20 protein-coding genes are annotated in these 23,315 nt (G+C 60.6%); 10 read left to right on the top strand and 10 right to left on the bottom strand.

Translation table 11 applies throughout. The features are described from left to right. Positions 1–138 precede the first annotated feature (138 nt). Genes SIC14_RS16750 through SIC14_RS16740 form a run of 3 tightly spaced genes read right to left on the bottom strand, consistent with a single transcriptional unit; the run spans position 139 to position 2,274 of the window. The gene (locus SIC14_RS16750; protein WP_412563047.1) at positions 139–651 is read right to left on the bottom strand and encodes a CinA family protein; all 513 of its coding nucleotides are present in this window, start codon (positions 649–651) and stop codon (positions 139–141) included. After that, on the bottom strand, positions 621–1,112 hold the full coding sequence (locus SIC14_RS16745; RefSeq protein WP_412563046.1) for a phosphatidylglycerophosphatase A: 492 nt from the start codon (positions 1,110–1,112) through the stop codon (positions 621–623). Before SIC14_RS16745 ends, SIC14_RS16750 begins: the two co-directional genes overlap by 31 nt. Positions 1,113–1,116: 4 nt before the next feature. Beyond that, on the bottom strand, positions 1,117–2,274 hold the full coding sequence (locus SIC14_RS16740) for a bifunctional 2-C-methyl-D-erythritol 4-phosphate cytidylyltransferase/2-C-methyl-D-erythritol 2,4-cyclodiphosphate synthase (protein ID WP_412563045.1): 1,158 nt from the start codon (positions 2,272–2,274) through the stop codon (positions 1,117–1,119). A 214-nt stretch (positions 2,275–2,488) separates the two neighbouring features. Between SIC14_RS16740 and dusB the strand changes: the two genes are divergently transcribed. From dusB to SIC14_RS16715, 5 genes are all read left to right on the top strand, one after another. Beyond that, positions 2,489–3,469: a tRNA dihydrouridine synthase DusB gene (gene dusB / locus SIC14_RS16735; RefSeq protein WP_412563044.1), complete on the top strand. Its 981-nt coding sequence runs from the start codon at positions 2,489–2,491 to the stop codon at positions 3,467–3,469. Continuing rightward, positions 3,466–4,551, top strand: a complete 1,086-nt coding sequence (locus SIC14_RS16730) for a two-component system sensor histidine kinase NtrB (protein WP_412563043.1) — start codon at positions 3,466–3,468, stop codon at positions 4,549–4,551. Before dusB ends, SIC14_RS16730 begins: the two co-directional genes overlap by 4 nt. 3 nt (positions 4,552–4,554) lie before the next feature. Beyond that, a complete protein-coding gene (locus tag SIC14_RS16725) occupies positions 4,555–5,922 on the top strand; it encodes a response regulator (RefSeq protein ID WP_412563042.1) in 1,368 nt (455 codons plus the stop codon). 175 nt (positions 5,923–6,097) lie between these two features. Further along, complete coding sequence (locus tag SIC14_RS16720) at positions 6,098–8,305, top strand: ATP-binding protein (protein WP_412563041.1); 2,208 nt, start codon at positions 6,098–6,100, stop codon at positions 8,303–8,305. 15 nt (positions 8,306–8,320) lie between these two features. Then, positions 8,321–9,739, top strand: a complete 1,419-nt coding sequence (locus SIC14_RS16715) for a sigma-54-dependent transcriptional regulator (protein ID WP_412563040.1) — start codon at positions 8,321–8,323, stop codon at positions 9,737–9,739. Between the two features lie 63 nt (positions 9,740–9,802). Here the strand turns inward: SIC14_RS16715 and SIC14_RS16710 are convergent, their stop codons facing one another. After that, on the bottom strand, positions 9,803–10,255 hold the full coding sequence (locus tag SIC14_RS16710; protein ID WP_412563039.1) for a hypothetical protein: 453 nt from the start codon (positions 10,253–10,255) through the stop codon (positions 9,803–9,805). Between the two features lie 113 nt (positions 10,256–10,368). Here SIC14_RS16710 and trkA point away from each other — a divergent pair, with 113 nt between their 5' ends. The 4 genes from trkA (at position 10,369) to hflX (ending at position 14,942) form a co-directional block, all read left to right on the top strand. Further along, the gene (trkA, locus tag SIC14_RS16705) at positions 10,369–11,745 is read left to right on the top strand and encodes a Trk system potassium transporter TrkA (protein ID WP_412563038.1); all 1,377 of its coding nucleotides are present in this window, start codon (positions 10,369–10,371) and stop codon (positions 11,743–11,745) included. 12 nt (positions 11,746–11,757) lie between these two features. Next, complete coding sequence (locus tag SIC14_RS16700; protein WP_412563037.1) at positions 11,758–13,272, top strand: potassium transporter TrkG; 1,515 nt, start codon at positions 11,758–11,760, stop codon at positions 13,270–13,272. Positions 13,273–13,427: 155 nt separating this feature from the next. Next, the gene (hfq, locus tag SIC14_RS16695; protein WP_412563036.1) at positions 13,428–13,664 is read left to right on the top strand and encodes an RNA chaperone Hfq; all 237 of its coding nucleotides are present in this window, start codon (positions 13,428–13,430) and stop codon (positions 13,662–13,664) included. After that, positions 13,665–14,942, top strand: a complete 1,278-nt coding sequence (hflX, locus tag SIC14_RS16690; RefSeq protein ID WP_412563035.1) for a GTPase HflX — start codon at positions 13,665–13,667, stop codon at positions 14,940–14,942. 151 nt (positions 14,943–15,093) lie between these two features. On the opposite strand, the gene SIC14_RS16685 is transcribed toward hflX, so the two are convergent. Next, the gene (locus SIC14_RS16685; RefSeq protein ID WP_412563034.1) at positions 15,094–17,559 is read right to left on the bottom strand and encodes a penicillin acylase family protein; all 2,466 of its coding nucleotides are present in this window, start codon (positions 17,557–17,559) and stop codon (positions 15,094–15,096) included. A gap of 80 nt (positions 17,560–17,639) precedes the next feature. Between SIC14_RS16685 and SIC14_RS16680 the strand changes: the two genes are divergently transcribed. Beyond that, complete coding sequence (locus tag SIC14_RS16680) at positions 17,640–18,512, top strand: NAD(P)-dependent oxidoreductase (RefSeq protein ID WP_412563033.1); 873 nt, start codon at positions 17,640–17,642, stop codon at positions 18,510–18,512. A 58-nt stretch (positions 18,513–18,570) separates the two neighbouring features. Here the strand turns inward: SIC14_RS16680 and SIC14_RS16675 are convergent, their stop codons facing one another. The 5 genes from SIC14_RS16675 to SIC14_RS16655 form a co-directional block, all read right to left on the bottom strand. Next, positions 18,571–18,906 (bottom strand): DMT family transporter, encoded by a 336-nt coding sequence (locus SIC14_RS16675; protein WP_412563032.1) that lies wholly within the window; start codon positions 18,904–18,906, stop codon positions 18,571–18,573. Positions 18,907–18,922: 16 nt separating this feature from the next. Beyond that, the gene (locus tag SIC14_RS16670) at positions 18,923–19,540 is read right to left on the bottom strand and encodes a YitT family protein (protein ID WP_412563031.1); all 618 of its coding nucleotides are present in this window, start codon (positions 19,538–19,540) and stop codon (positions 18,923–18,925) included. A 163-nt stretch (positions 19,541–19,703) separates the two neighbouring features. After that, the gene (locus tag SIC14_RS16665; protein ID WP_412563030.1) at positions 19,704–20,918 is read right to left on the bottom strand and encodes an NADP-dependent isocitrate dehydrogenase; all 1,215 of its coding nucleotides are present in this window, start codon (positions 20,916–20,918) and stop codon (positions 19,704–19,706) included. Positions 20,919–21,091: 173 nt separating this feature from the next. Beyond that, on the bottom strand, positions 21,092–22,318 hold the full coding sequence (locus SIC14_RS16660; RefSeq protein ID WP_412563029.1) for a multidrug effflux MFS transporter: 1,227 nt from the start codon (positions 22,316–22,318) through the stop codon (positions 21,092–21,094). A 173-nt stretch (positions 22,319–22,491) separates the two neighbouring features. After that, positions 22,492–23,184 carry a DsbA family oxidoreductase gene (locus SIC14_RS16655; protein ID WP_412565888.1) on the bottom strand — a complete coding sequence of 231 codons (693 nt, stop codon included), beginning with the start codon at positions 23,182–23,184 and terminating at the stop codon, positions 22,492–22,494. Between the last annotated feature and the right edge of the window lie 131 nt (positions 23,185–23,315).

Here is a 23,315-nt window from a genome sequence, read left to right as displayed (position 1 = left end):
GTTCCCATTTGAGGGGCAGGCATTTCAGAACGGGCGCAAAAGAAAACAGCAGAGGGTCAAAAAACTGGTGAAAAAACACCCGTTTTGTAAAGTGCGTAAAATTTATGCGGAAAATTTGGGCGTATGCCTAAATTGCGGTCACACCGTATTTGCCGCAATTTGCAGCAGATTGATCGCTTTCAGGGCGGCGGCCTGGCGGACCTGCGCACGGCCCCGCGCGCCAAACTCGATGGTTTCCGTCTGAGTTTCGCGGCCCTCAACAGCCAGTCCAAAACAGACGCGGCCTTCGGGTTTGTGTTCGGAGCCGCCAGGGCCTGCGATACCGGTGATGGCAACCGCCACTTGCGCGTCAGAGTTGGCGAGCGCCCCTTCGGCCATTTCGCGGGCCACCTGTTCTGACACAGCGCCGTGGTTTGCGAGCGTTTCTGAGGCGACGCCCAGCATCTGCATCTTGGCGGCATTTGTGTAGGTGACAAAACCGCGGTCCACGACGGCTGAGGAGCCAGCGATGTCAGTCAGCGCCGCCATTACCATGCCACCTGTACAGCTCTCGGCCGCGGAGGCCATCCAGCCGCGCGCCTTCAGCGCGTCCAGCGCGGCGTGGGATGCGGCCTCGGCGATCACAGGCCCAGCATCCCGTGGCTGACCCATGCGGCATTCAGGACAACAATGGCTGCAAAGACACCCGCAATCACATCGTCCAGCATCACCCCCAGCGCATCGCCGCGCCGGTCAGCCCAGCCGATGGGGCCGAGTTTGGTGATGTCAAACAGGCGGAAGAACACAAAGGCCGTGAGCCAACCGGGCCAGAGCGCCAGCATGCCTGTACCGGAATGGGTGACGCCGATCAGCACCGGCACCAGGGCAATCCACTGGCCCGCAACCTCATCAATCACAATTTCTGAGGGGTCATGATCGTCTTTGCCCCGGGTTTCCTCCGCCGTGGCCCACCAGCCCAGCAGGAACACCGTGGGAATGGCGATCAGGAACAGGGTCAAGCCGCCCAGCCAGAACAGCAATGCGGCAGCGGGTAGGGCGGCCAGTGATCCCCAGGTGCCGGGGGCCGGGCGCATTAGGCCGGAATAGAAGAAGGTTGCGATCAGCTTGGTCATGGTCTCACACCTTGATCAGGGTTGCGGTGGCAATGGCGGCGATGCCTTCTTCGCGGCCGGTGAACCCCAGCCGTTCCGAGGTGGTGGCCTTGATCGACACGCGGTCCCGCGCCATCCCCATGATCCGCGCCATTTCCGTCATCATTGCCTCGGCATGAGGGCCGACCTTGGGGTATTCGCAGACCAATGTGCAGTCGACGTTGGAGATGGTGTAGCCTTTGGATTGGGCCAAATCAGCCGCGTGTTTCAGGAAAATCTCGCTGGCTGCACCTTTCCATTGCGGGTCCGACGGCGGGAAGTGACGGCCAATGTCGCCTTCAGCCATGGCGCCATAAAGCGCATCGGTCACCGCATGCATGCCCACATCCGCATCCGAATGGCCCTGCAGCCCGCGCCCGTGCGGGATCTTTACGCCGCACAGGATCACGTGATCGCCGTCGCCGAACCGGTGCACGTCGTAGCCATTGCCCAGACGGATATCCATATGCTCTTCCTTCTTGCTCTGCTTTTGCAGGATTTCTTCGGCGCGGGCAAAATCGCCGGGCCGGGTGATTTTCAGGTTCGTTTCCTCTCCTGCAATGATGGCAACGTCAAGCCCGTGGGCGCGCGCCACCTCCACGTCATCGGCAGCCCCGCCGATATGAGCGCGGTGGGCGGCCAGCAGGGCATCAAATCGGAAGGCCTGCGGTGTCTGGGCGCGATAAAGCGCGCTGCGGTCCTGCACACCGGCAACGGAGCCATCCTGCCCGCGCCACAGAGCGTCCACAACCTCCACCCCCGGCGCAGCCCCCGCATAGCTGTCGAGCGTGGCAATCAAATCGCTGATTAGACTTGCCGATAGGCACGGGCGGGCCACGTCATGCACCAGCACCTTGCGCGGACCGAAGCCTTCCAAAGCCTGCAACCCGTTTTGCACCGATTGATCCCGCGTTGCACCGCCAAAACAGTGTCGAACTTTGGGGTGGCTGGACCAGTCGGCCAATTGCGCCACATCATCGGGATGCACAACCACCATCACCTGATCCACCTCTGGATGCTCGACCAGCGCGGTGAGCGTCCAATCCGCCACCCGACGACCTGCCAAGGGGCGCCATTGCTTCGGCGCACCGGCACCGGCGCGGGTGCCACGTCCGGCGGCAACAATCAGGGCGGCTGTGGTCATGGGCCTCTCCGTCTGGGGACTAGGGGAAACAGCGGTTCACTTGCCTACTTCCTTAGGCCGTGCAGCGGGTAAGGGCAACGCCCCGCCCGCTTCGAAGGCGAATGCCTAAAAAATAGGCAATTGACATTGGGGCGGTTAAAAACGTAGCGGCATTCATTGATGACCCCACAAACTCTGGTCTAGCCAGAGAGTAACGCACAAGGATTAAGCAGCCATGCCATTGCGGCTTGCAGATAAAACCATCACCTCTCCTGTCTTTCTGGCCCCGCTGGCCGGGATTACCGACCTGCCGTTCCGCGATCTGGTGTCGCGCTTTGGGGCGGGGCTGGTGGTCAGTGAAATGGTGGCCTCTCAGGAAATGGTGCAGGCCAAACCCGGCGTGCGCGAAAAGGCCGAGCTGGGCTTTGACAAGGTCAACACGGCTGTGCAGCTGGCAGGGCGCGAGGCCTCATGGATGGCGCTGGCCGCCAAAATTGTTGAGGACAACGGTGCCCAGATCATCGACATCAACATGGGCTGTCCCGCCAAGAAAGTGGTCAACGGCTACTCGGGCTCGGCGTTGCTGAAAGATCTCGATCACGCGCTGACACTGATCGAAGCGGTGGTGGAGGCGGTGGACCTGCCGGTGACGCTCAAAACGCGGTTGGGCTGGGATGACCACCTGTTGAACGCGCCAGAGCTGGCCAAACGGGCCGAGGCGGCGGGCATCCAGATGATCACCATCCACGGGCGCACCCGCTGTCAGTTCTACAAAGGCCGCGCAGATTGGGCAGCGATCAACCGGGTGAAACAGGCGGTGGACATTCCGGTGATTGCCAATGGCGACATCTGTTCGGCTGCCGACGCACGGCAGGCGTTGAAACTGTCAGGCGCGGACGGGGTAATGATCGGCCGAGGTGCGCAGGGCCGGCCTTGGCTGCTGGCGCAGGTTGCCGCCGAGCTTTATGGCACCGAAGCGCCAGAGGCCCCAACCGGCACTGCGTTGACCGATATGATTGTCGCCCATTACGAGGCGATGCTGGAGTTCTACGGGCTGGATCTGGGGCTGCGTGTCGCGCGCAAACACCTGGGCTGGTATATGGATGAGGCGGGCACCGGCCCAACCAAACGCCGCGCGGTGCTGACCGAAAAAGACCCCGCCCGCGTGATTGCGCTGCTGCCAGAGGCGATCCTCAACCCCGAGGAGGCGGCATGAGTGTAGATCTGAACATCTGGTCCTCGTTGCCGATCCCCGGCGTTCTGATCGACCAGAACGATTGTATCGCCGACATCAACTCGGCTGCCGAAGGGTTCCTGAACGCCTCAGCCAAATCGATCATCGGCGATCCGGTCTGGGACCGCATCATGGTGGATGCCCCGCTGGAAGAGGCGTTTGAGCGTGCCCGTGCCAGCAATTCACCGCTGTTTGTGAACGATGTGGATGTCGGCACCGGTAGCCGCGCGCCGCTGCATTGCAATCTGCAGATTGCTCCGTTGCAGGGGGGATCGGGGCAGATGATCTTCTTGATTTCGCCGCGTGAGCTGGCGGGGCGGATGACGCAGAGCAATTCGGTGAAATCCGCTGCCAAATCTGCCATTGGCATGGCCGAAATGCTGGCGCATGAGATCAAGAACCCGCTGGCAGGTATCACCGGCGCCGCGCAGCTGTTGTCGATGAACCTTGCGCCAGAAGACCTGGAGCTGACCGACCTGATTGTCGAAGAAAGCCGTCGCATCGTGAAACTGCTGGAGCAGGTCGAGCAGTTCGGCAACCTGTCCGAACCTGACAGGCTGGAGGTCAATATTCACGATGTGCTGGACAAGGCGCGCCGCTCGGCTCTGCTGGGATTTGGCGCGCATATGAAGATCGTGGAAGATTACGACCCCTCGCTGCCTCTGGCGCTGGGGGATCCGGATCAGCTGCTGCAGGTGGTGCTCAACCTGTTGAAGAACGCCTCGGAAGCCTCTGATAAGGCGGGTGGTTCCATCCGTTTGCACACCTTCTATGAGCATTCCTTCCGGCTGCGCCGCGCTGATGGCACCGGCCAATCGCTGCCGCTGCAGATCGAAATCATCGACGACGGGCCGGGCCTGCCGGATGACATCAAGGGCGACGTCTTTGACCCCTTTGTGTCGGGCCGCGAAAACGGCACCGGGCTGGGGCTGGCGCTGGTCAGCAAAATCATATCCGACCACAACGGCTGGATCTCGGTGGACTCGGTCCCCGGCCGGACGGTCTTTAAACTATCGCTGCCCCTGGCAGAGGCGCCGAAACGGCGTGTGAAAAAGGAGAGTTAACCGATGGATGGCACCGTTCTTGTCGCGGATGATGACCGCACGATCCGCACCGTTCTGACCCAGGCGCTGACCCGTGCGGGCTGTAAGGTGCATGCCACCTCCTCGCTGACGACGCTGATGCGCTGGGTGGGCGAAGGCAAGGGCGATGTTGTGATCTCGGATGTGGTCATGCCGGACGGTAACGGTTTGGAAATGCTTCCAAAAATTGCCGAAGACCGGCCCGGGCTGCCAGTGATTGTCATCTCGGCCCAGAACACCATCATGACCGCCATTCAGGCCGCTGAGGCCGAGGCCTACGACTACCTGCCCAAACCTTTCGATCTGCCTGACCTGATGAAGCGCACGGCCAAGGCGCTGGAGCAGCGCCAACGCGCTACCCCAAGTGTCCAGCCCGAGGAGAAGGAACGCCCCGACGAACTGCCGCTGGTGGGGCGCACGCCTGCGATGCAATCGCTTTACCGTCTGGTGGCGCGGGTGATGAATACCGATCTGCCGGTTCTGATAGCTGGTGAAAGTGGGACGGGTAAGTCTCTGATCGCACGTGCTATTCACGACTTCTCGGATCGGCGCACCTTGCCGTTTGTGACCATCACGGCCACGGATCTGCAGGACATCGAAGGGCCGGCACGGATTTTGGCGCGGGTCAAAGGCGGCACCTTGCTGATTGATGAAATCGGCGATGTTGACGCCGAGGTGCAGGCGCGGATTGTGCGGATGATCGACAACCCCGGCGACCACGTGCCACGGTTCATGGCGACCAGCCAGACCGATCTGACCGAGGCTCTGGATCGTGGCGGCATCCGGCAGGATCTCTATTACCGTCTCAGTGGCGCCACCCTGATGGTGCCGTCGCTGCGCGAACGGGTGGAGGATATTCCGCTGCTGGCCGAACATTTCCTGTTGCGGGCCGAACGGGACGGACAACCGTCACGCCGCCTGTCGGAGGAGGCGATGGAACTGATGCGGACCTACAGCTGGCCCGGCAATGTCCGTCAGCTGGAACACGCGGTGCGCCGTCTGGTGCTGACCAGTCGGGTGGAGGAAATCAGCCGTTCTGAGGTGGAGATGGTGCTGGGAAACCAGCCCGAGATGGAGCCGGTGCTGGGCGGTGGTGATACCGAAAAACTCTCGGCCTCGGTCGGGCGTCATTTGCGTCGCTACTTTGACCTGCATGGGGCGATGCTGCCGCCGCCGGGGCTCTATGCCCGGATCCTGCGCGAGGTGGAACTGCCGCTGATTGAAATTGCGCTGGAAGCGACCGGCGGCAATCAGGCAAAATGCGCGGACCTTTTGGGCATCAACCGCAATACGCTGCGTAAGAAGATCACCGATCTGGATATTAACGTGACACGGCGCCGCAAGTTGATGTAAAACCGCAACAGAAGCGTGGCAAATCGGCCTAATTCGTCGGTTTGACCCCCAAATAATGCGGTAAGTCGCGTCAAGCGACACATCAGGAAGAGGGCGTCGGGTGGCTTCCCGGACACAGCAACAACGCTCGTGGGCGAAAATCAGCCGATTGCGACGGCAGCGGAAGGTGCAGAATATGGCCACCTTCTGTGTGGTCGTTCTGGCGCCGGTTTTGGTGATTGCGACCTATCTTGTGCTGGGTCCGCTGGACCAGGGCGCCTCGTCACAGGCCCTGCGGATGATCCTGCTGGCGGATTTTGTCTACGCCATGCTGGTGGCGGCCTTGGTGCTGCAACGGATCGTGGCGTTGATAGCGGCAAGGCGGGCCAAGTCTGCGGGGTCACGGTTGCACCTGCGGCTGACCGGTGTCTTTGCAATTCTGGCGCTGATCCCCACGGTTTCGGTGGCGATCTTTGCGGCTTTGACGGTGAATATTGGTCTGGAAGGTTGGTTTTCGGATCGGGTGCGCCAGGTTGTTGGATCCTCTCTGGAAGCGGCCGAGGCCTATCAGGAAGAGCATCGGCGAGACCTGACGCTGGACCTGTCGGCGCTGGCGACCCATATTGATCAGTCCCGTCGCGGCGCGTTTTTCATGACCGATGGGGATGTGCGGATTGTGCTGGCGCAGGGGCAGGCGCAGATCCAGCGCGGGCTGAAAGAAGCCTATGTGATCGACGGCACCGGCCAGATCCGCGCCCGTGGCGAGCGTAGTTATCTGTTTGATTTCGAACAGCCTTCTGTTGAGGTGTTGCAGGCCGCAAGCGACGAAGGTGTGCAGGTCATCGAAGATTGGGCCAACAATGAGTTTCGCGCGATTGTGCGGCTGTCGGAATTTGTTGACCGCTATCTCTATATTAGCCGCGAGGTTGATGGCGCGCTTTTGGGACTGCTGGATGACACCAAACAAACCGCGCAGTTCTATCAGCAGCTGGAAAGCGAACGCGGCCGGGTACTGTTTGAATTTGGCCTGATTTATCTAGGCTTTGCGGTGATCCTGATCCTGGCCTCGATCTGGCTTGGGTTGCAGTTTGCCGAACGGCTGTCACGCCCTGTGGGCCGTCTAACCGGCGCCGCGCAGCGCGTCGGGGCAGGCGATCTGGATGTCCGCGTTCTGGAAGAAGAGGGCGACGATGAGATTGCCATGCTGGGGCGGTATTTCAACCAGATGACCCGCCAGTTGAAGGCGCAGCGCGCCACATTGCTGGAGAACACCGAACAGATCGAAAAGCGCCGCCGCCTGTTTGACTCGGTGCTGAGTTCAGTGACCTCTGGCGTGGTTGGTCTGGATGATGAAGGGCGCGTCACCTTTGTGAACCGTTCGGCGGAACGGCTGCTGGATTGGGATGAAGATCGCGCGACACTGGCCTTGTCGGTGGCGGTGCCGGAATTTGCCGCGCTGTTTGAGCGGCTGAAGGCGGACGGGCTGGAAACGGTGCAGGAAGAGGTCAAGGTGACCCGCAATGGCCGATTGGAAAATCTGCTGGTGCGTATGGCGACCCGGGCTGGCGAGGATGGTGCGACCGAAGGCTACGTGGTGGCCTTTGACGATGTGAGCGACCTTGTGGCGGCACAGCGGATGGCGGCCTGGGGTGACGTGGCGCGCCGCATTGCTCATGAGATCAAGAACCCGCTGACGCCCATTCAACTGTCGGCAGAGCGGATCAAACGCAAGTTCAGCCGGCATCTGGATGCGGATAATGCCGACAGCCTGGCGCAGCTGACAGAGGTTATTGTGCGCCAAACCAACGACTTGCGGCGCATTGTTGATGAGTTTTCCAAGTTTGCGCGGATGCCCGAGCCTGAGCGACGCTCGGAAAATTTGGTGAAGCTGGTGCAGGATGCGGTCGTTCTACAGCAGGCCGGACAACCAGATGTGCGCATCGTGGCCGATCTGCCAGCTGAGGAAATCTTGGCCGATCTGGACGCCACGATGATTTCACAGGCGTTGACCAACCTGATCAAGAACGCCGGTGAAGCCATTGAAACCTATCGCCAAAAACAAGACGACCTGGATCATCTGGGCCAGATCCGCGTAGGCATGGTGCAAGACGGGCGAGGGGCATTGATCCGGATTTCCGACAACGGCATCGGCCTGCCGGAAGATCGCGCGCGGCTGTTTGAGCCCTATGTGACAACCCGCAGCGAAGGCACCGGCCTTGGCCTGCCGATTGTGAAGAAAATCATTGAAGAACATGGCGGTACGCTGCTGCTTGATGATGCGGAACCGTTTGAAGAGGGCGCCCATTGCGGTGCCATGGCTGTGATCCGTTTGGGGCTGAGTGCCCCCGAGGGTCAGGGCCAAAATGACAAAGACGACAGTGCTGCCACTGCCGCGGCCGAATAGAGGGGTGTGAGGACCATGAGCGATATTCTGATTGTAGATGATGAGCGCGACATCCGTGAGCTGATCTCGGATATCCTTCAGGATGAAGGGTTTACAACCCGTCTTGCAGGAAACTCTGACGAGGCGATGAACGAAATCAACAGCGAACCGCCGGCGTTGATGATCCTGGATATCTGGTTAAAAGACAGTCGGATGGACGGGATCGATATCCTGAAAACGGTGAAGCGGGACAATCCGGATGTGCCGGTGGTGATCATCTCGGGCCATGGCAACATCGAGATTGCCGTCGCGGCGATCAAACAGGGGGCCTATGACTTCATCGAAAAGCCCTTCAACATCGACCAGCTTCTGGTGGTGATCCGGCGCGCGATGGAGACCTCGCGTCTGCGCCGCGAAAACCAGCAGCTGCGCCGTCAGGACAGCAATGAAACCGAGATGGTGGGTGATACTGCCTCGTTCCGCACGCTGGTCAGCCAGCTGGAGAAGGTGACGAAATCGAACGGCCGTGTGATGCTGTCTGGCCCGTCCGGTGTCGGTAAAGAGGTGGCTGCACGTTTCATCCATGCACAGTCCAACCGGGCATCGGCGCCCTTTGTGACCGTCGGCTGCGCCACCATCGAGCCGGAGCGGATCGAGGAGGTGCTCTTTGGCCGCGAAAGCCCTGAACGCGGGGTTGAGCCCGGTCTGTTGGAACAGGCACATGGCGGCGTGGTGTTCTTTGACGAGGTGGCGGATATGCCGCTGGGGTCGCAGTCCAAGATCCTTCGCGTTTTGGTCGATCAGCAGTTCCAGCGGGTCGGCGGCAGCGACAAGGTACGGGTGGATCTGCGGGTCATCTCGGCCACCAGCCGTGATCTCGATGCCGAGATTGCCGCCGGTCGGTTCCGGCAGGAACTTTACCACCGTCTGAACGTGGTGCCGATTGCGGTGCCGTCGTTGGAGGAGCGTCGCGAAGACATTCCGGTACTGGCGAAACATTTCATTGAGATGTTCAATCAAGCGCAGGGGCTGCCGCTGCGGGTGCTGTCAGAAGATGCGATTGCCCTGATGCAGACCATGCGCTGGCCGGGCAACGTGCGCCAGCTGCGCAATCTGATCGAACGGGTGTTGATCCTGGGGGATGGCAACGGGCCGATTGAGGCGAAGGAACTGCCGGGCTCGGGTGAACAGGGCGGTGATGATGATCAGGTGGTGCTGACCGGCACATTGGCCACGCTGCCCTTGCGCGAAGCACGTGAGGTGTTTGAACGCGAATATCTGCTGACCCAGATCAATCGTTTTGGCGGCAATATCAGCCGCACCGCCAATTTTGTGGGTATGGAGCGTTCAGCGCTGCACCGTAAGCTGAAGTCGCTGGGGGTTGTGACCTCCAACAAATCCGGCGCGCGGGTGGCGACGGTCGACAAAGACGCCAGCGAGCCCGAGAACGCCTGATCAGTCTGTCAGCTATATGCTGCGCGCCGGCCATGACGCGCGCAGCACTGTGCCGTTGCGGACTTACCCTGGATGGGCAATCCGCAAGGCGCCGCCTTTGACCCGGACCACGCAGCTGTTGGGGGTGATGTTGGTCATTTTGGCGGGCACCGACAGGGCTTGGCCGTCTTCGCAGCTGGGCAGTGAAATTTGCTGATAGCCCTTGTCCAGCATACATTGCAGCGCCACCCGATCACGCAGTTCCTCGTTGGGGTCTACGGTGTAGGGTTCTGGTTTGGTCCAATAGGTTTCGGTGATGCAATTGCCCGCGTGATCGCAGATGGTGCGCTTTTCCTGCCGGGGTGGTGTGAACAGGATCTGGGTTTCCACCGGGGCTTCGCGCAGGGCAATGACGTCACAGCGGGTCATATCGGCGTCCCGTTCGCCAAAGCTTTTGCCTGCCTGATGGTAGAGCGTGTAGTTACAGCCCGCCAGGGCGATGAAAAATGAGGCGGCGATCAATGCGAATCGTTGCATGTATGTCTCCTTAAATCCCCCATAGGCTGTCGCTTGCCGAGGCAGAAGACAATTCAATTGACCGTCAGCCCGCCCCATGCGATGCAAAGCGCCTGATTTAAGGGGAAATCGGGATGAAGGTTATCATCTGCGGGGCAGGTCAGGTGGGTTGGCAAATTGCCCGCCATCTGTCGGGTGAAAAGAACGACGTCACCGTGGTCGACAACAACGCCGATCTGGTGCGCCGCGCCACAGATACGCTTGATGTACAGGGGATTGCGGGCTTTGCCTCTTATCCGGATGTGCTGGATCAGGCGGGGGCGCGGGACGCCGATATGATCATCGCCGCGACCCACTCCGATGAGGTCAATATGGTGACCTGTCAGGTGGCGCATTCGGTGTTTGCCATTCCGCGGAAAATCGCCCGTCTACGCTCGCAAAGCTATCTGACCGCGATCTATTCCGACCTTTACCGCCGTGACCACATGCCAATTGATGTGGTGATCAGCCCCGAACGCGAGGTTGCCGAGGCGGCGCTGCAGCGGATTGCCTCTCCTGCGGCCTTTGACACCGAGAAGTTTCTGTCCGGCAAAGCGCATCTGTTGGGGATCACCATCGAAGAGGACTGCCCGGTGGTGAATACCCCGTTGCGGCAGCTGAACGATCTGTTTTCGACCCTGCGCGCCATTGTGGTTGGCATCCGCCGCGACGGACGGCTGTTTGCGCCTGAACCAAGCGATCAGATCTTTGTGGGCGATGATTGCTACGTTTTCACCGTGAACGAAGACATCAACCGCACGATGGAGATCTTTGGCAAAGAGACCAAGAAACAAGAGCGGGTGGTGATTGTTGGCGGCGGCAATGTCGGGCTGGCGGTTGCGCGCTCGTTGGAGGAACGGGCCGAACGGGTGCGGGCCAAAGTCGTAGAGCGCAACCGTAAGATCGCCGAGAAAGCCGCTGATATTCTTGAGAAAACCATTGTTCTGCATGGCGACGGTCTGGACGTTTCGCTGTTGGCTGAGGCCAATATCGACCGTGCCGATGCGGTGCTTTGTGTGACCGATGATGACAAGACCAACATGCTGGCGGCGGTGCGCGCCAAGGCCGAAGGCTGTCCGATGGCAATTGCGCTGATCAACGACCCGACCCTGGTGCCGATGATGGCACCGCTGGGCATTGACGCCTATGTGAACCCGCGCTCAACCACCGTTAGTTCGATCCTGCGCCATGTCCGCCACGGCAAAGTGCGTGCGGTTTACTCCATCGGGGACGCTGAGGCTGAGATGATCGAGGCGGAGGTGCTGTCAACCTCCCCCATCGCGGGCCGCAAAATCCGCGATATTGAGTTTCCCGAAGGTGTGCTGGTGGGCGGCGTCCTGAAAGGCGACAAGGTTCACAAACCGCTGGCCGACACCCGCATCGATGAGGGCGACGTTGTGGCGCTGTTCTCTTTGGCCTCGGATGTGCCCGAGGTGGAGCGCCTGTTGCAGGTCTCCATCGATTTCTTCTAAGCGCGCGTTGCCATGTGGGCGGGCCTCCTGAAACAACCTCTGTTCCTGCTGCTGTCGGGCATCGCGGCGCTGTCGATGTTGGTGCCGGCCAGCTTTGCTTTTGCACTGGGGTCTGATGCGGAGGGGCGGGCCTTTCTGCAATCGGGGTTTCTGGGGCTGATCTTTGTAGTGCTGATCGGGCTGGTCCGGGCCGCCAAGCCGCGGCGGCGTGGCGAGATGGGGAACTTGCTGGCGCTGTTTGCTGCCCTGGCGTTGCTGCCGTTGTTTCTGGCGTTGCCGTTTTACGAGGCGCTGCGTACCACCTCTTATCTAAACGCCTATGTCGAGATGGTGTCCGCCCTGACCACCACCGGCGCGGCGCTGTTTGATGCCGATCGCCTCAGCGCGACGTTGCATCTGTGGCGCGGGCTGGTCGGCTGGATGGGCGGGGCGCTGATCTGGGTGGCGGCCGCCGCCATCCTGGCGCCCTTGAACCTTGGTGGATTTGAAGTCACCGCCACCGCTGAGCCTGGCCAAAGCGACCTGCTGCATGGCCGCTTTGAACGCGCCGATCCGCAGCGCCGCATCATCCGTGTTGCGGCGCAGTTGTTACCGATCTATGCCGGGCTGACGCTGGCGCTTTGGGTCATGCTGACAATCACCGGCGACCGCCCGCTTGTGGCCTTGATCCATGCCATGTCGGTGCTGGCCACCAGCGGCATCACCCCGCTTGATGGTGCTGGCGATGCCCGCGCTGGGGTGCCAGGCGAAGCGATCACCGCGCTGTTCATGCTGTTTGCCCTGTCGCGGCTAACCTTTTCCACCGACACCATCACCACAGCACGGCGTGGCCTGCATGAGGATCCGGAGTTCCGGCTGGGCCTTGTTCTGGTCATCAGCGTGCCACTGATCCTGTTCCTGCGGCATTGGGTGGCGTCCTACAGCATGGAAGAAGAGCAAAATCTGGTGCTGGCCCTGCGCGCACTCTGGGGTGGGCTGTTCACCACGCTGTCTTTCCTGACCACCACCGGATTTGAAAGTGTTGAATGGGAAACCGCACGCAGCTGGTCCGGTCTGGAAACGCCGGGGCTGATTTTTCTTGGGCTGGCGCTGATCGGCGGCGGGGTGGCGACCACGGCGGGGGGCGTCAAGCTCCTGCGGGTCTGGGCACTGTATCTTAACGGTCTGCGTGAGATGGAGAAGCTGGTGCATCCGTCCTCGGTGGGGCGGGCCCATGGGATGAGCCGTCGGATCCGGCGTCACGGGGCGTTTATTGCCTGGATCTTCTTTATGCTGTTTGCCCTGTCGATGGCGGTGTTCACCATGATCTTTGCCGGGTTTGGAGCGGATCTGGAGGCGGCGATTGTGCTGGCCATTGCGGGGCTGTCGACCACTGGCCCGCTGATCACCCTGGCCTCGGACCAGGCCATCCCCCTTGCCAGCCTTGCGCCGCTGGCCAAACTTGGCTTTGTGGCCGCAATGGTGCTGGGCCGGCTGGAGATGCTGGCGATCATTGCGCTGATCAGCTCGGACATCTGGCGTCGCTAAAACGCCCGACATGGTCGCGCATCGGCCACAGTGGCTTCTGCGAAGATACGGTGTTGATTTTTGGGGTGGAAACTCGCTCCAGCCCGCGACATAGTGTGACCTATTGACGAACAGGGACGCCGGAAAAGCGGCAAAATAAAAAAAGGTAACCATAAATGGCTTCCGATAAACAGAACCTGCAAGACGCCTTTCTGAACCACACACGGAAATCCAAAATTCCAGTCACCATCTTCCTGATCAACGGCGTAAAGCTGCAGGGGGTGATTACCTGGTTTGACAATTTCTGTGTGCTCCTGCGCCGTGACGGCCAGTCGCAGCTTGTCTACAAACACGCGATTTCGACGATCATGCCGTCACAACCCATCAACCTTTACGATGGTGAAGAGTCCTAATTGGAAACACATGAACGGATCGCGACCCGTGCCTGGGTGCTGCATCCCGATCTGAAATCCGACAAAAACCGCCGTGGAGCAGACTACGCCTTGGAAGAGGCGATCTCGCTTGCGGCGGCTTTGCCCGATCTGGAGGTGGTTGGATCCACCAAGGTGCCGCTGCCCCGCGCGCATCCCGGATATCTGTTTGGCTCCGGTAAGATCGAGGAATTGAAGCAACTCCTTAAGGCAAATGAGGTCGAGTTGGTGCTGATCGACGGGCCGGTGACGCCCGTGCAGCAACGCAATCTTGAAAAGGCCTGGAAGGTCAAACTGCTGGACCGCACCGGTCTGATCCTCGAGATCTTCTCGGATCGGGCCCGCACCCGCGAAGGGGTGTTGCAGGTGGAAATGGCGGCGCTGAGCTATCAGCGCACCCGCCTGGTGCGGGCCTGGACCCACCTGGAGCGCCAGCGGGGTGGTTTGGGATTTGTCGGTGGCCCCGGCGAAACCCAGATCGAGGCCGACCGCCGCGCTATCGACGAACAGCTGGTGCGGCTGCGCCGCCAGCTGGACAAGGTGGTAAAAACCCGCGAGCTGCACCGGGCTGCCCGCGCCAAAGTGCCGTTTCCGGTGGTGGCTCTGGTTGGCTACACCAACGCCGGCAAATCCACCCTGTTCAACCATCTGACCGGCGCCGAGGTGATGGCCAAAGACATGCTCTTTGCCACGCTGGACCCGACCATGCGGCGGGTCGATCTGCCCGACAACGGGCCAGAGGTGATCCTCAGCGACACAGTGGGCTTTATCTCGGATCTGCCGACCGAATTGGTCGCCTCCTTCCGCGCCACACTGGAAGAGGTGCTGAGCGCCAACCTGATCCTGCATGTGCGCGACATCGCCCACCCCGAAACCGAGGGGCAGTGCGCAAACGTGCTGTCGATTATGGAAAGCCTTGGTGTGGGCGAAGATACCCCGGTGCTGGAGGTCTGGAACAAGATCGACCTCCTGGATGAGGACACCCGCGCCGTGATGCACGAACGGGCGGACCGCGAAGAGGCGATCTTTGCCATCTCTGCCATCACTGGCGAAGGTCAGGGTAAACTGCTGGAGGCGGTGCAGGCCAAACTGGCCTCGGAGACCCACGAAAGCCAGCTGAGCCTGAGCTTTGCCGAAGGGCGCAAACGGGCCTGGCTGTTCCAGGAGGATCTAGTGGCGCATGAAGAGCAGACCGAAACCGGTTTTGACCTCACCGTGCGCTGGACCGCCCGTCAGGAAAAACGCTTCCGCGATCTTTAAAGTCTGTGAATCAAAAGGTGCGCGCCTCAGCGGCGCGCGCTTCCTGCCTCGGCCTGACGGCCTCAGTTTTTTTTGAGTATTTGGGCAAGGCGAAAGCCGTTTTCATCTTGCCCAAAATACTCATTTTCCAAACCTTACAGCGCAGCTCCACTTAGTTGGCAGGGCGCAGCACTGTCACCCCAACGGCGGCAGCGCGGGCGAGATCCTGGTCCAGTGACATCGGGATATACTCGCCCCGTCGCCACAGCTCGCCCAGGTCGTCATAGTAGCGCGACAGGAAATGGCCGGACTGGCCGGTGGCGGTGACAAAGACCGAACTGTCAGGATCGGCAAAGTCATAGACCCCGCGGTAGCCCGCGCCGTGGATGTTCTGGAACGGATCTGCGCCACGTCCCGCAGCCAACCCGCGCATCAGGGTGTGATCGCCCCCCGAGGTGGATTGGCGGATGTTCACAAAACTGCGCAGCAGCGGCACTTCGCCCAGCACCGGATGGTCATGTGCCGCCTGATGGGCATCGCCCCATTGCAGGCTTTCCAGCGCCTGGCCGTAGCGTTCGTCGATCCACAAAAGCGCATCATCCAGCGCCAGCCGCGCCATATCGGTGCAGCTTTCGACGGGTGCGGACTGGATCACGTCACACCATGCGCTGGCGCCGTTGACGTCTTTGTAGACCCGTTCGATGAACAGTGGTTCCACTTGCGTATATTGGTCTGCCAGCGGGCCCAGATCGTCGCGGATCAGACGATCCTGCAAGGCACGGACCCAAGCTGCATAGAGCAGTGGTTCGGGCAGGTGTTCGTTCATTTCGCCGTTCCAATTAGCCAGCAGCGCCAGCGCCCGTTGCCGTTGCCGTTCCGGTGTGCCATCAGGTGCGGCTTCGCCGGTGAACCACAGATCGGCGCCGATCAGCGGCAACAGTGTGCGGGCGGCGGGGCTGACGGTGTCGAGCTGGGTTTCAATGAAACTGTCACGGGTGTGGACCTGACGGCTTTGCATCAGCCGGGTCCAGCGTTGGATGCGCTGGGTATCGCCCCAGTCATAGCTGACGTGCAGCGGGAAGGGGCGATCGACGACCTTGTTGTTGGTGTTGCCGATAATGCCGCCGATCGGGTTCACAAACTCGGGGTTGGCGGCATAGGAGTGGCTGCCTTGCCAGCGGTTTTCGCGGATCCATCCGGGCGAGGGCATCCGGCCCCTGCTTTGGTGGGCGGCGTTGCGGCGGGGCATCTTGCCCAACGTTTTCAGCGCAATCTGATCCCCGTCCACCAGCACCATGTTCAGCGATGGGGCTACCATATCGCGGCCTGCTGCAATCGCTTCCTGCACGGTTTGGGCATACATGATGTTGACGGCGGCGCTGGTCGACCTGTCTTCTGTGGACAGGGCTGTCCAGGCCACGGTGGCAACATGGCCTTTGGGGGTGATGGTGCCGAGATCCTGAAAACTGGCGGGCAGCACCGGGCCATTGTCGCTCCACCGCAGGGTCAGGGTGACCGGTTTGGCCTCTGCCACATCGAGGATGGTCTTGCGGGTGCGGAAGGGTTTGTAGCCCTCCGGGGTGCGGTATTCCTCGGGGTTTTCGGGATTCAGCGCCTCGACATAGACGTCCTGATCATCAAGGTAAGACGCGGTGATGCCCCAGCCCAAGTTCTCTGACCGGCCCGACAGGACCGCTGGGATGCCCGGAATTGTTGCGCCGATAACGCCGCCTTGTTGCAGTTCCAGCCGCGCCAGATACCAGCTGCCCGGGGCGGCAAAGCCCATATGCGGATCACTGGCCAGCAACGTGCCGCCCGCGGCAGAGCGGCTGGCCGCTGCCCCCCAGGCGTTGGAAGCGCCCGAGAAAGGCGCACGGGTGAAAGGGGACAGCGGGTGCTGCGGCAGCGGCGAGGTCTCGGTGAAACGGGGCAGCTCTGCGTCCAGCAGGTCGGCGTAGCGGGGCAGGGCGGCAATGCCTGCCCCCGGCGCGTCAGGAAGGATATCCAGCAGCCGGGGGGCGTTGATCAGCAAGGAGGTCCGTGCCCGCAGCACCTCGCTGTCCACATGGCCGGTGAGGCGCAGCGCCATCAGTTTCACCATCGCAACCGAGTCCGCAGGCTGCCACGGCGCCACCGGCATGTTGAACAGGAACATCTCAGGCGCGCCACGGCCCAAAGCGCTCTGGTTGATCTCATCCAGACGGGCGTTCACCCCGTTGGCGTAGGCTTTCAGCGCCATCTGTGTGCGCGCATCCTGCTGCGCCACCGACTCCTGCGCCAAAGTGTAAAGGTCCAGCCGCCGCATCAGCGTGTCGATCTCGACGGTGCGGGGGCCAAACACTTCGGACAGGCGGCCTTGTACGGTCCGGCGCAGGGTCATCATCTGCCACAACCGGTCCTGCGCATGGGCATAGCCGAGGCCGAAGAAAACATCGGCATCCGAAGCCCCCAGAATATGGGGCACATTGGCATTGTCGCGCACGATTTCCAGCGGGGCCGAGAGGCCCGCAACCTGCAGCTCTTTGTCATAGTCAGGCAGCGACCGTGAAGCGAGGAAATAGATCCCCAGCATGGTCAAAACCGCCACAGCGATCAGCGCGCCGGTCAATCTCATCAACCATTTGAATACGAATGCCATTCCGCCACCCTGTTCACTCTTGCCTTTGTCGCGCTAGCTAGCCACAAACCAAGAGAAACACAAACACCGAGGGGGTAAAAATGGCAAAAGTAGCATTTCTCGGCCTAGGCGTGATGGGCTATCCGATGGCCGCGCATCTGGCAAAGGCCGGCCATGAGGTCACGGTCTACAACCGCACTGCAGCAAAGGCGGAAAAATGGGTGGCCGAACATGGCGGCGCAATGGGGCTTACCCCGCGCGCAGCGGCGGAAGATGCTGAGTTTGTCATGGCCTGTGTCGGCAATGACGACGACCTGCGTTCGGTCTGTCTGGGGGCGGATGGCGCCTTTGCTGGCATGGCGGAAAACACTATCTTTGTGGATCACACCACGGTCAGCGCCAAAGTGACCGAGGAGTTGTATGCGGAGGCCAAAGGTCAGGGCATTGCCTTTGTCGACGCGCCGGTTTCAGGCGGGCAGGCCGGGGCCGAAAACGGCCAGCTGGTGGTGATGTGCGGCGGCGACCAGGCTGATTATGACAAGGCAGAGGCGGTGATCGATGCCTATGCCAAACTGTGCAAACGTCTGGGGGACAGCGGCGCGGGGCAGAAAACCAAGATGGTGAACCAGATCTGCATTGCCGGTCTGGTTCAGGCCCTGTCCGAAGGTCTGAATTTCGCCGAGAAAGCCGGTCTTGACGCCCGTGAGGTGGTCGAGGTGATCGGCGGCGGCGCGGCTGGCAGCTGGCAGATGGTGAACCGCGTCGGCACGATGGCGGATGACGAATTTGAACACGGCTTTGCCGTTGACTGGATGCGCAAGGATCTGGGCATTTGCCTCGACACGGCAGATGAGATTGGCGCCTCGCTGCCTGTCACTGCTGTGGTGGACCAGTTCTACAAGGACGTCCAAGCCCTCGGCGGCGGCCGCTGGGATACCAGCAGCCTGATCAAACGTCTGCGCGCGCTGTCCTGAACAGGCGCAGGTTTGAGGATACCAAAAGGGGCCACCGGGCCCCTTTTTTACTTGCCTCTCAATGTCCCGCCGTTTTGGAAAACAGGTTGATCACCACAATCCCGGCCAGGATCATCGCAATTCCCAGCACCGCCGGCCAGTCGAGTTTCTGGCCAAAGACCAGATAGCCGATGATGGCAATCAACACGATGCCCAGCCCGCTCCAGAGCGCATAGACCACGCCAACCGGCAGGGTTTTCAATGTCAGCGACAGCAGCCAGAAACTGACCCCATAGGCCAGCACCACAACAACCGAGGGCAAGAGCCGCGAAAACTGCTGGCTGGCTTGCAGGGCTGAGGTGCCAATGGTTTCCGCCGCCACAGCCAGCAACAGGATCAGATAGGTCTTGGGCATGGGGAGGCTCCGTGGGTCAGGTGGCGATATACCAGTCTTTGCGATGGTTTACGGCAATGGTCAGGTTGATAACCACCGCCCCCAACAGAGAATAGAGCACAAGCGGCAGGTCAATCACAAAAAGCGCCGCGGTAAAGACACAGAGGTCAAACATCAGCTGGGTGTACCCGGCGCGAAAGCCGGATTTGTCCTGCAGAAAAAGCGCCAGAATGCCCACGCCGCCCAGGGACGCCCCGTGTCGGAACAGCGCCAGCAGCGCCGCGCCGGTGATCATCCCGATCAACACCACACCCAGCAGCGGATCCAAGGTATCAAAGCGAACATGGTCAGGCATCACCTCGGAAATTACCGACAAGAGCCCCACCGCCACAAAGGTCTTGAGCGTAAACCGCCACCCCATGCGCCGGATCGCCAGCCAATAAAACGGCAGATTCACCACAAAGAACACCAGCCCGAAACTGTACCCCGTCACATAGGAAATCAGCACCGCCAGCCCGGCAGTCTGGCCGGTGACCAAACCCAGATGGGTCAGCATCACCAGCCCGAAAGCGGCCATGGAACTGCCAAAAAGCAGCCCCTGTGCGTCAGCAAGCAATGTGTGTTTGTGCGGGTCGGGATCGTTCAGAAAAGCCATGCCTCTCCATGCCGCATTGCAGCGGAGAACGCCAGAGCGACAAAGCCCCGCAGGTTCTTCTTGGTGCAAATATCCCGGGGTTTGGGGCAGCGCCCCAATCTGATGCCAAAGAAAAACGCGCCCCCGTTGTCGGAGGCGCGTCTTAATCACGTAGCGTTACGGTTTAACCCGCCAGCGCTTTGTTCAGGTTCTCATCGATCTTCTCAAGGAAGCCCATGGTGGTCAGCCAGCCCTGATCAGGGCCCACCAGCAGCGCAAGGTCTTTGGTCATATGGCCGGTCTCCACGGTCTCAACGATGACGCGCTCCAGCGTTTCTGCAAAGGCGCGCAGGGCGACGTTCTGATCCAGTTTGGCGCGGTGCTTCAAGCCGCCGGTCCAGGCAAAGATTGAAGCGATCGAGTTGGTCGAGGTGGCTTCCCCCTTCTGGTGCTGGCGGTAGTGGCGGGTCACGGTGCCGTGGGCTGCTTCGGCCTCCACGATGCGTCCATCCGGTGTCATCAGCTGCGAGGTCATCAGCCCAAGCGAGCCAAAGCCCTGTGCCACGGTGTCGGACTGCACGTCGCCATCGTAGTTCTTACAGGCCCAGACAAACTTGCCGTTCCACTTCATGGCGCAGGCAACCATATCGTCGATCAGGCGGTGTTCGTACCAGATGCCTGCCTTCTTGAACTGCTCTTCGAACTCTTCTTCATAGACCTTCTGGAACAGGTCTTTGAACCGGCCGTCATAGGCTTTCAGGATGGTGTTCTTAGTCGACAGGTAGACCGGCCAGCCAAGGTTCAGACCGTAGTTGAACGAGGCACGGGCGAAATCCATGATCGAGCTGTCGAGGTTATACATTGCCTGATAGACACCTGCGGAAGGTGCGTCATAGACCTCGCGTTCGATCACGGTGCCGTCTTCGCCGACAAATTTCATCGACAGTTTGCCAGCACCGGGGAAGGTGAAGTCAGTGGCTTTATACTGGTCGCCAAAGGCGTGGCGGCCGATGACGATGGGCTGGGTCCAGCCCGGCACCAGACGCGGCACGTTGCGGCAGATAATGGGTTTGCGGAAGACAACGCCGCCCAGAATGTTGCGGATGGTGCCGTTGGGGCTGCGCCACATCTGTTTCAGGCCGAACTCTTCAACCCGCGCTTCGTCCGGGGTGATGGTGGCACATTTCACCGCCACGCCAACCTCTTTGGTTTTTTCGGCGGCATCGATGGTGATCTGGTCGTCAGTGCGGTCGCGTTCTTCGATGCCCAGATCGTAGTAGAGCAGATCGAGATCGAGATAGGGCAGGATCAGTTTGTCTTTGATAAACTGCCAGATGATACGGGTCATTTCATCGCCGTCCATTTCGACGATGGGATTTTCAACCTTGATTTTCGACATATGAGGAGCTTTCGTACCTGAATGAGTGCGATGTTCTGTCGCTGTCATACAGGAAAACTCTGAGAATGGCAATTACGGTATGCAACAGTATACCGCAACTTTGTTGCGCGCCGGATTTAGGTTAACCCGACGCGCTGTTGGTTTAGGCGGCGCACATCCGCTTGCTCAAGCGCTTACTCTGCTGCCTGCGCATTCATCTGCACCTCGGCGCGTTGCATCCAGAGCAGTGTCAGCAAGGCAAAGGCAGCCGTAACCCCGACACCAATGGTCAGCGGCAGTGGGGTGCCGTTGAACAGCAGGCCCACTGGTGCCGCCAGGCCGGCACCGATCACTGTGGAGACGCCGCCCGCCACTGAGGCCGCCGTGCCAGCAATATGGCCCATCGGCTCCATCGTGATGGCATTGAGGTTGCCCAGCGTCAGGCTGATCTGAAGGAAGATTGTCGTGCTCCAGGCCACAAAGATGTAGAACCCCGTGCCTTCCGGCAGCCCATTCAGCCACAGGAGTGTCATGCCGGTGGCCAGGAACACCTGCGCACCAACGGCCAGCGTGGCCAGACGGCGCATGCCCACCCGCATCACCAGCCAGGCGTTCAGCAGGCTGCCCGCGCCGGAAATCAGCGCCATGGCGGCAAACCAGAAGTGGAAAGTGTCGGCGCGGTCAAAGACCTTGTCAAACACCGGCTGGATCAGGCTGATTTCCATGAACAGCATCCCGAAACACAGGGATTGCGCCAGAATGGACAGGCGCACCGTCGGATGGCGCATCATCTCGCCAAAGGCTTCGCCAAGGGCTTTCAGGCGCAGCGGGCGGCGGTTTTCAGGCGCCAGTGATTCCGGCTGCCGCAGGCCCAGCCACAGGCAGGAGATCAGCGAGAACACCACAAAGGCCAGGAAAATGCTGCGCCAGCCAGCAACGGCGATAATGCCTGCCCCCAGCATCGGCGCAATGGCTGGCACCAGTGTGAACACCATCATGGCAAAGCTCATGATCCGTGCCATATCGCGCCCCGAATATAGGTCCCGCACCAGCGCCAGTGCGGCAATCCGCGGCGCGGCTGCGCCCAGTCCCTGCAGGACCCGCGCAAGCAACAGCATCTCCATGCCCTGGGCCACGGTGGCATAGGCGGCAGCGGCGATATAGATCACTGCGCCTCCCAAAATGACCGGTTTACGGCCAAAAGTGTCCGACAGCGGGCCGGTAAAGAAGGTGCCCAGCCCCATGCCCAGCACAAAGGAGGTCAGTACCAGCTGTGCCTTGTTCACATCATTGGGGCTCAGCTCGGCGGCGATCTCGGGCAGGGCGGGCAACATCGAGTCGATCGAGAAGGCGATGGTGGCAAAAAGCATCGCCAACAGGGCAATAAACTCCGCACGGGAGAGTCGTTTGGGGTCAGACATCGTCATACTTTCTAATGAAGGGCAGCGCGGGTCAGAAAGGACCGGCGCACCCCGAAACTCGCCTCGAAATTGCGAGGCACAAAGCAGGCTAACACGTCGGGGTGCATACCCGCGACACGTGCAAACTACGGTGGGCCCGCGGAGCGTTTACTGCAGGACCTGCCTAATTGGCGTTAGCTTGGCGGTTCACCAGCGGCATCAACCGCCTTGTCACTTGCGGCCTGGGTGTGGGTCTCGATGATCTCATCAATCACCTTGAGCCACAGATCGGTCTGCTGGGCACCGGGCACCGCGTGCTGGCTGGCGACGATGAATGTCGGCACCGAGTTGACACCCATCTGGCGCACCGAGGCATCCCGCGCCTTGATCTCTTCCACGTCTGATGGGCCTTCAAGCAGGCGCCGCACAACCGAGGCATCCATGCCCACCCCGTCAGCAATATCCGAAAGCACATCGGCATCGCCGATATCGCGTCCGTCGATGAAATAGGCCTTGAACAGGGCGTTCACCACTTCGGTCTGTTTGCCCTCCAGCCCGGCCCAATGGATCAGACGATGGGCGTCCAGCGTGTTCGGCGTGACCGAGATACCTTCCAGATTGATCTCCAGCGCGGCCTGATCGGCGTGCTGTTGCACCGGCAGATAGGCCTTCACCGCCGCTTCCTGCCCACCAAACTTGCCTTCCAGATAGGCGCGGCGGTCCATGCCACCAGCGGGCATTTCAGGGTTCAGCTGAAACGGGTGCCATTCGATCACAAACGGATGGCCGGGACGCTGCGCCAGGGCGCGGTCGAGATAGGTTTTGCCAATGTAGCACCAGGGACAAATCGGATCCGACAGGATGTCGAGCTTTACCGCGGTTTCCATGTTTTCAAGACCAGTCATCGCGGGCGCTCCCTCTGCAGTTCTGCTGTGCTGAATTCGCAAGTCGTGGGTCACTAAACTGTTTCGTTCGGAAAGTGAAGCTGCATGAATGCACAGGCAGCTTCACTTATTTG

The sequence above is a fragment of the Thalassobius sp. MITS945101 genome (assembly GCF_047123305.1).
Lineage (GTDB): Bacteria > Pseudomonadota > Alphaproteobacteria > Rhodobacterales > Rhodobacteraceae > Thalassobius.
Note: the sequence above shows the minus strand (reverse complement) of the source record. Positions and strands in the feature narration are given on the sequence as shown.

Excerpts from the sequence above, each read along its gene's own strand:
- SIC14_RS16750 (WP_412563047.1), bottom strand. The coding sequence starts at position 651 with ATGGGTCAGCCACGGGATGCTGGGCCTGTGATCGCCGAGGCCGCATCC.
- SIC14_RS16745 (WP_412563046.1), bottom strand. The coding sequence starts at position 1,112 with ATGACCAAGCTGATCGCAACCTTCTTCTATTCCGGCCTAATGCGCCCG.
- SIC14_RS16740 (WP_412563045.1), bottom strand. The coding sequence starts at position 2,274 with ATGACCACAGCCGCCCTGATTGTTGCCGCCGGACGTGGCACCCGCGCC.
- dusB (WP_412563044.1), top strand. The coding sequence starts at position 2,489 with ATGCCATTGCGGCTTGCAGATAAAACCATCACCTCTCCTGTCTTTCTG.
- SIC14_RS16730 (WP_412563043.1), top strand. The coding sequence starts at position 3,466 with ATGAGTGTAGATCTGAACATCTGGTCCTCGTTGCCGATCCCCGGCGTT.
- SIC14_RS16725 (WP_412563042.1), top strand. The coding sequence starts at position 4,555 with ATGGATGGCACCGTTCTTGTCGCGGATGATGACCGCACGATCCGCACC.
- SIC14_RS16720 (WP_412563041.1), top strand. The coding sequence starts at position 6,098 with ATGGCCACCTTCTGTGTGGTCGTTCTGGCGCCGGTTTTGGTGATTGCG.
- SIC14_RS16715 (WP_412563040.1), top strand. The coding sequence starts at position 8,321 with ATGAGCGATATTCTGATTGTAGATGATGAGCGCGACATCCGTGAGCTG.
- SIC14_RS16710 (WP_412563039.1), bottom strand. The coding sequence starts at position 10,255 with ATGCAACGATTCGCATTGATCGCCGCCTCATTTTTCATCGCCCTGGCG.
- trkA (WP_412563038.1), top strand. The coding sequence starts at position 10,369 with ATGAAGGTTATCATCTGCGGGGCAGGTCAGGTGGGTTGGCAAATTGCC.
- SIC14_RS16700 (WP_412563037.1), top strand. The coding sequence starts at position 11,758 with ATGTGGGCGGGCCTCCTGAAACAACCTCTGTTCCTGCTGCTGTCGGGC.
- hfq (WP_412563036.1), top strand. The coding sequence starts at position 13,428 with ATGGCTTCCGATAAACAGAACCTGCAAGACGCCTTTCTGAACCACACA.
- SIC14_RS16685 (WP_412563034.1), bottom strand. The coding sequence starts at position 17,559 with ATGGCATTCGTATTCAAATGGTTGATGAGATTGACCGGCGCGCTGATC.
- SIC14_RS16680 (WP_412563033.1), top strand. The coding sequence starts at position 17,640 with ATGGCAAAAGTAGCATTTCTCGGCCTAGGCGTGATGGGCTATCCGATG.
- SIC14_RS16675 (WP_412563032.1), bottom strand. The coding sequence starts at position 18,906 with ATGCCCAAGACCTATCTGATCCTGTTGCTGGCTGTGGCGGCGGAAACC.
- SIC14_RS16670 (WP_412563031.1), bottom strand. The coding sequence starts at position 19,540 with ATGGCTTTTCTGAACGATCCCGACCCGCACAAACACACATTGCTTGCT.
- SIC14_RS16665 (WP_412563030.1), bottom strand. The coding sequence starts at position 20,918 with ATGTCGAAAATCAAGGTTGAAAATCCCATCGTCGAAATGGACGGCGAT.
- SIC14_RS16660 (WP_412563029.1), bottom strand. The coding sequence starts at position 22,318 with ATGTCTGACCCCAAACGACTCTCCCGTGCGGAGTTTATTGCCCTGTTG.
- SIC14_RS16655 (WP_412565888.1), bottom strand. The coding sequence starts at position 23,184 with ATGGAAACCGCGGTAAAGCTCGACATCCTGTCGGATCCGATTTGTCCC.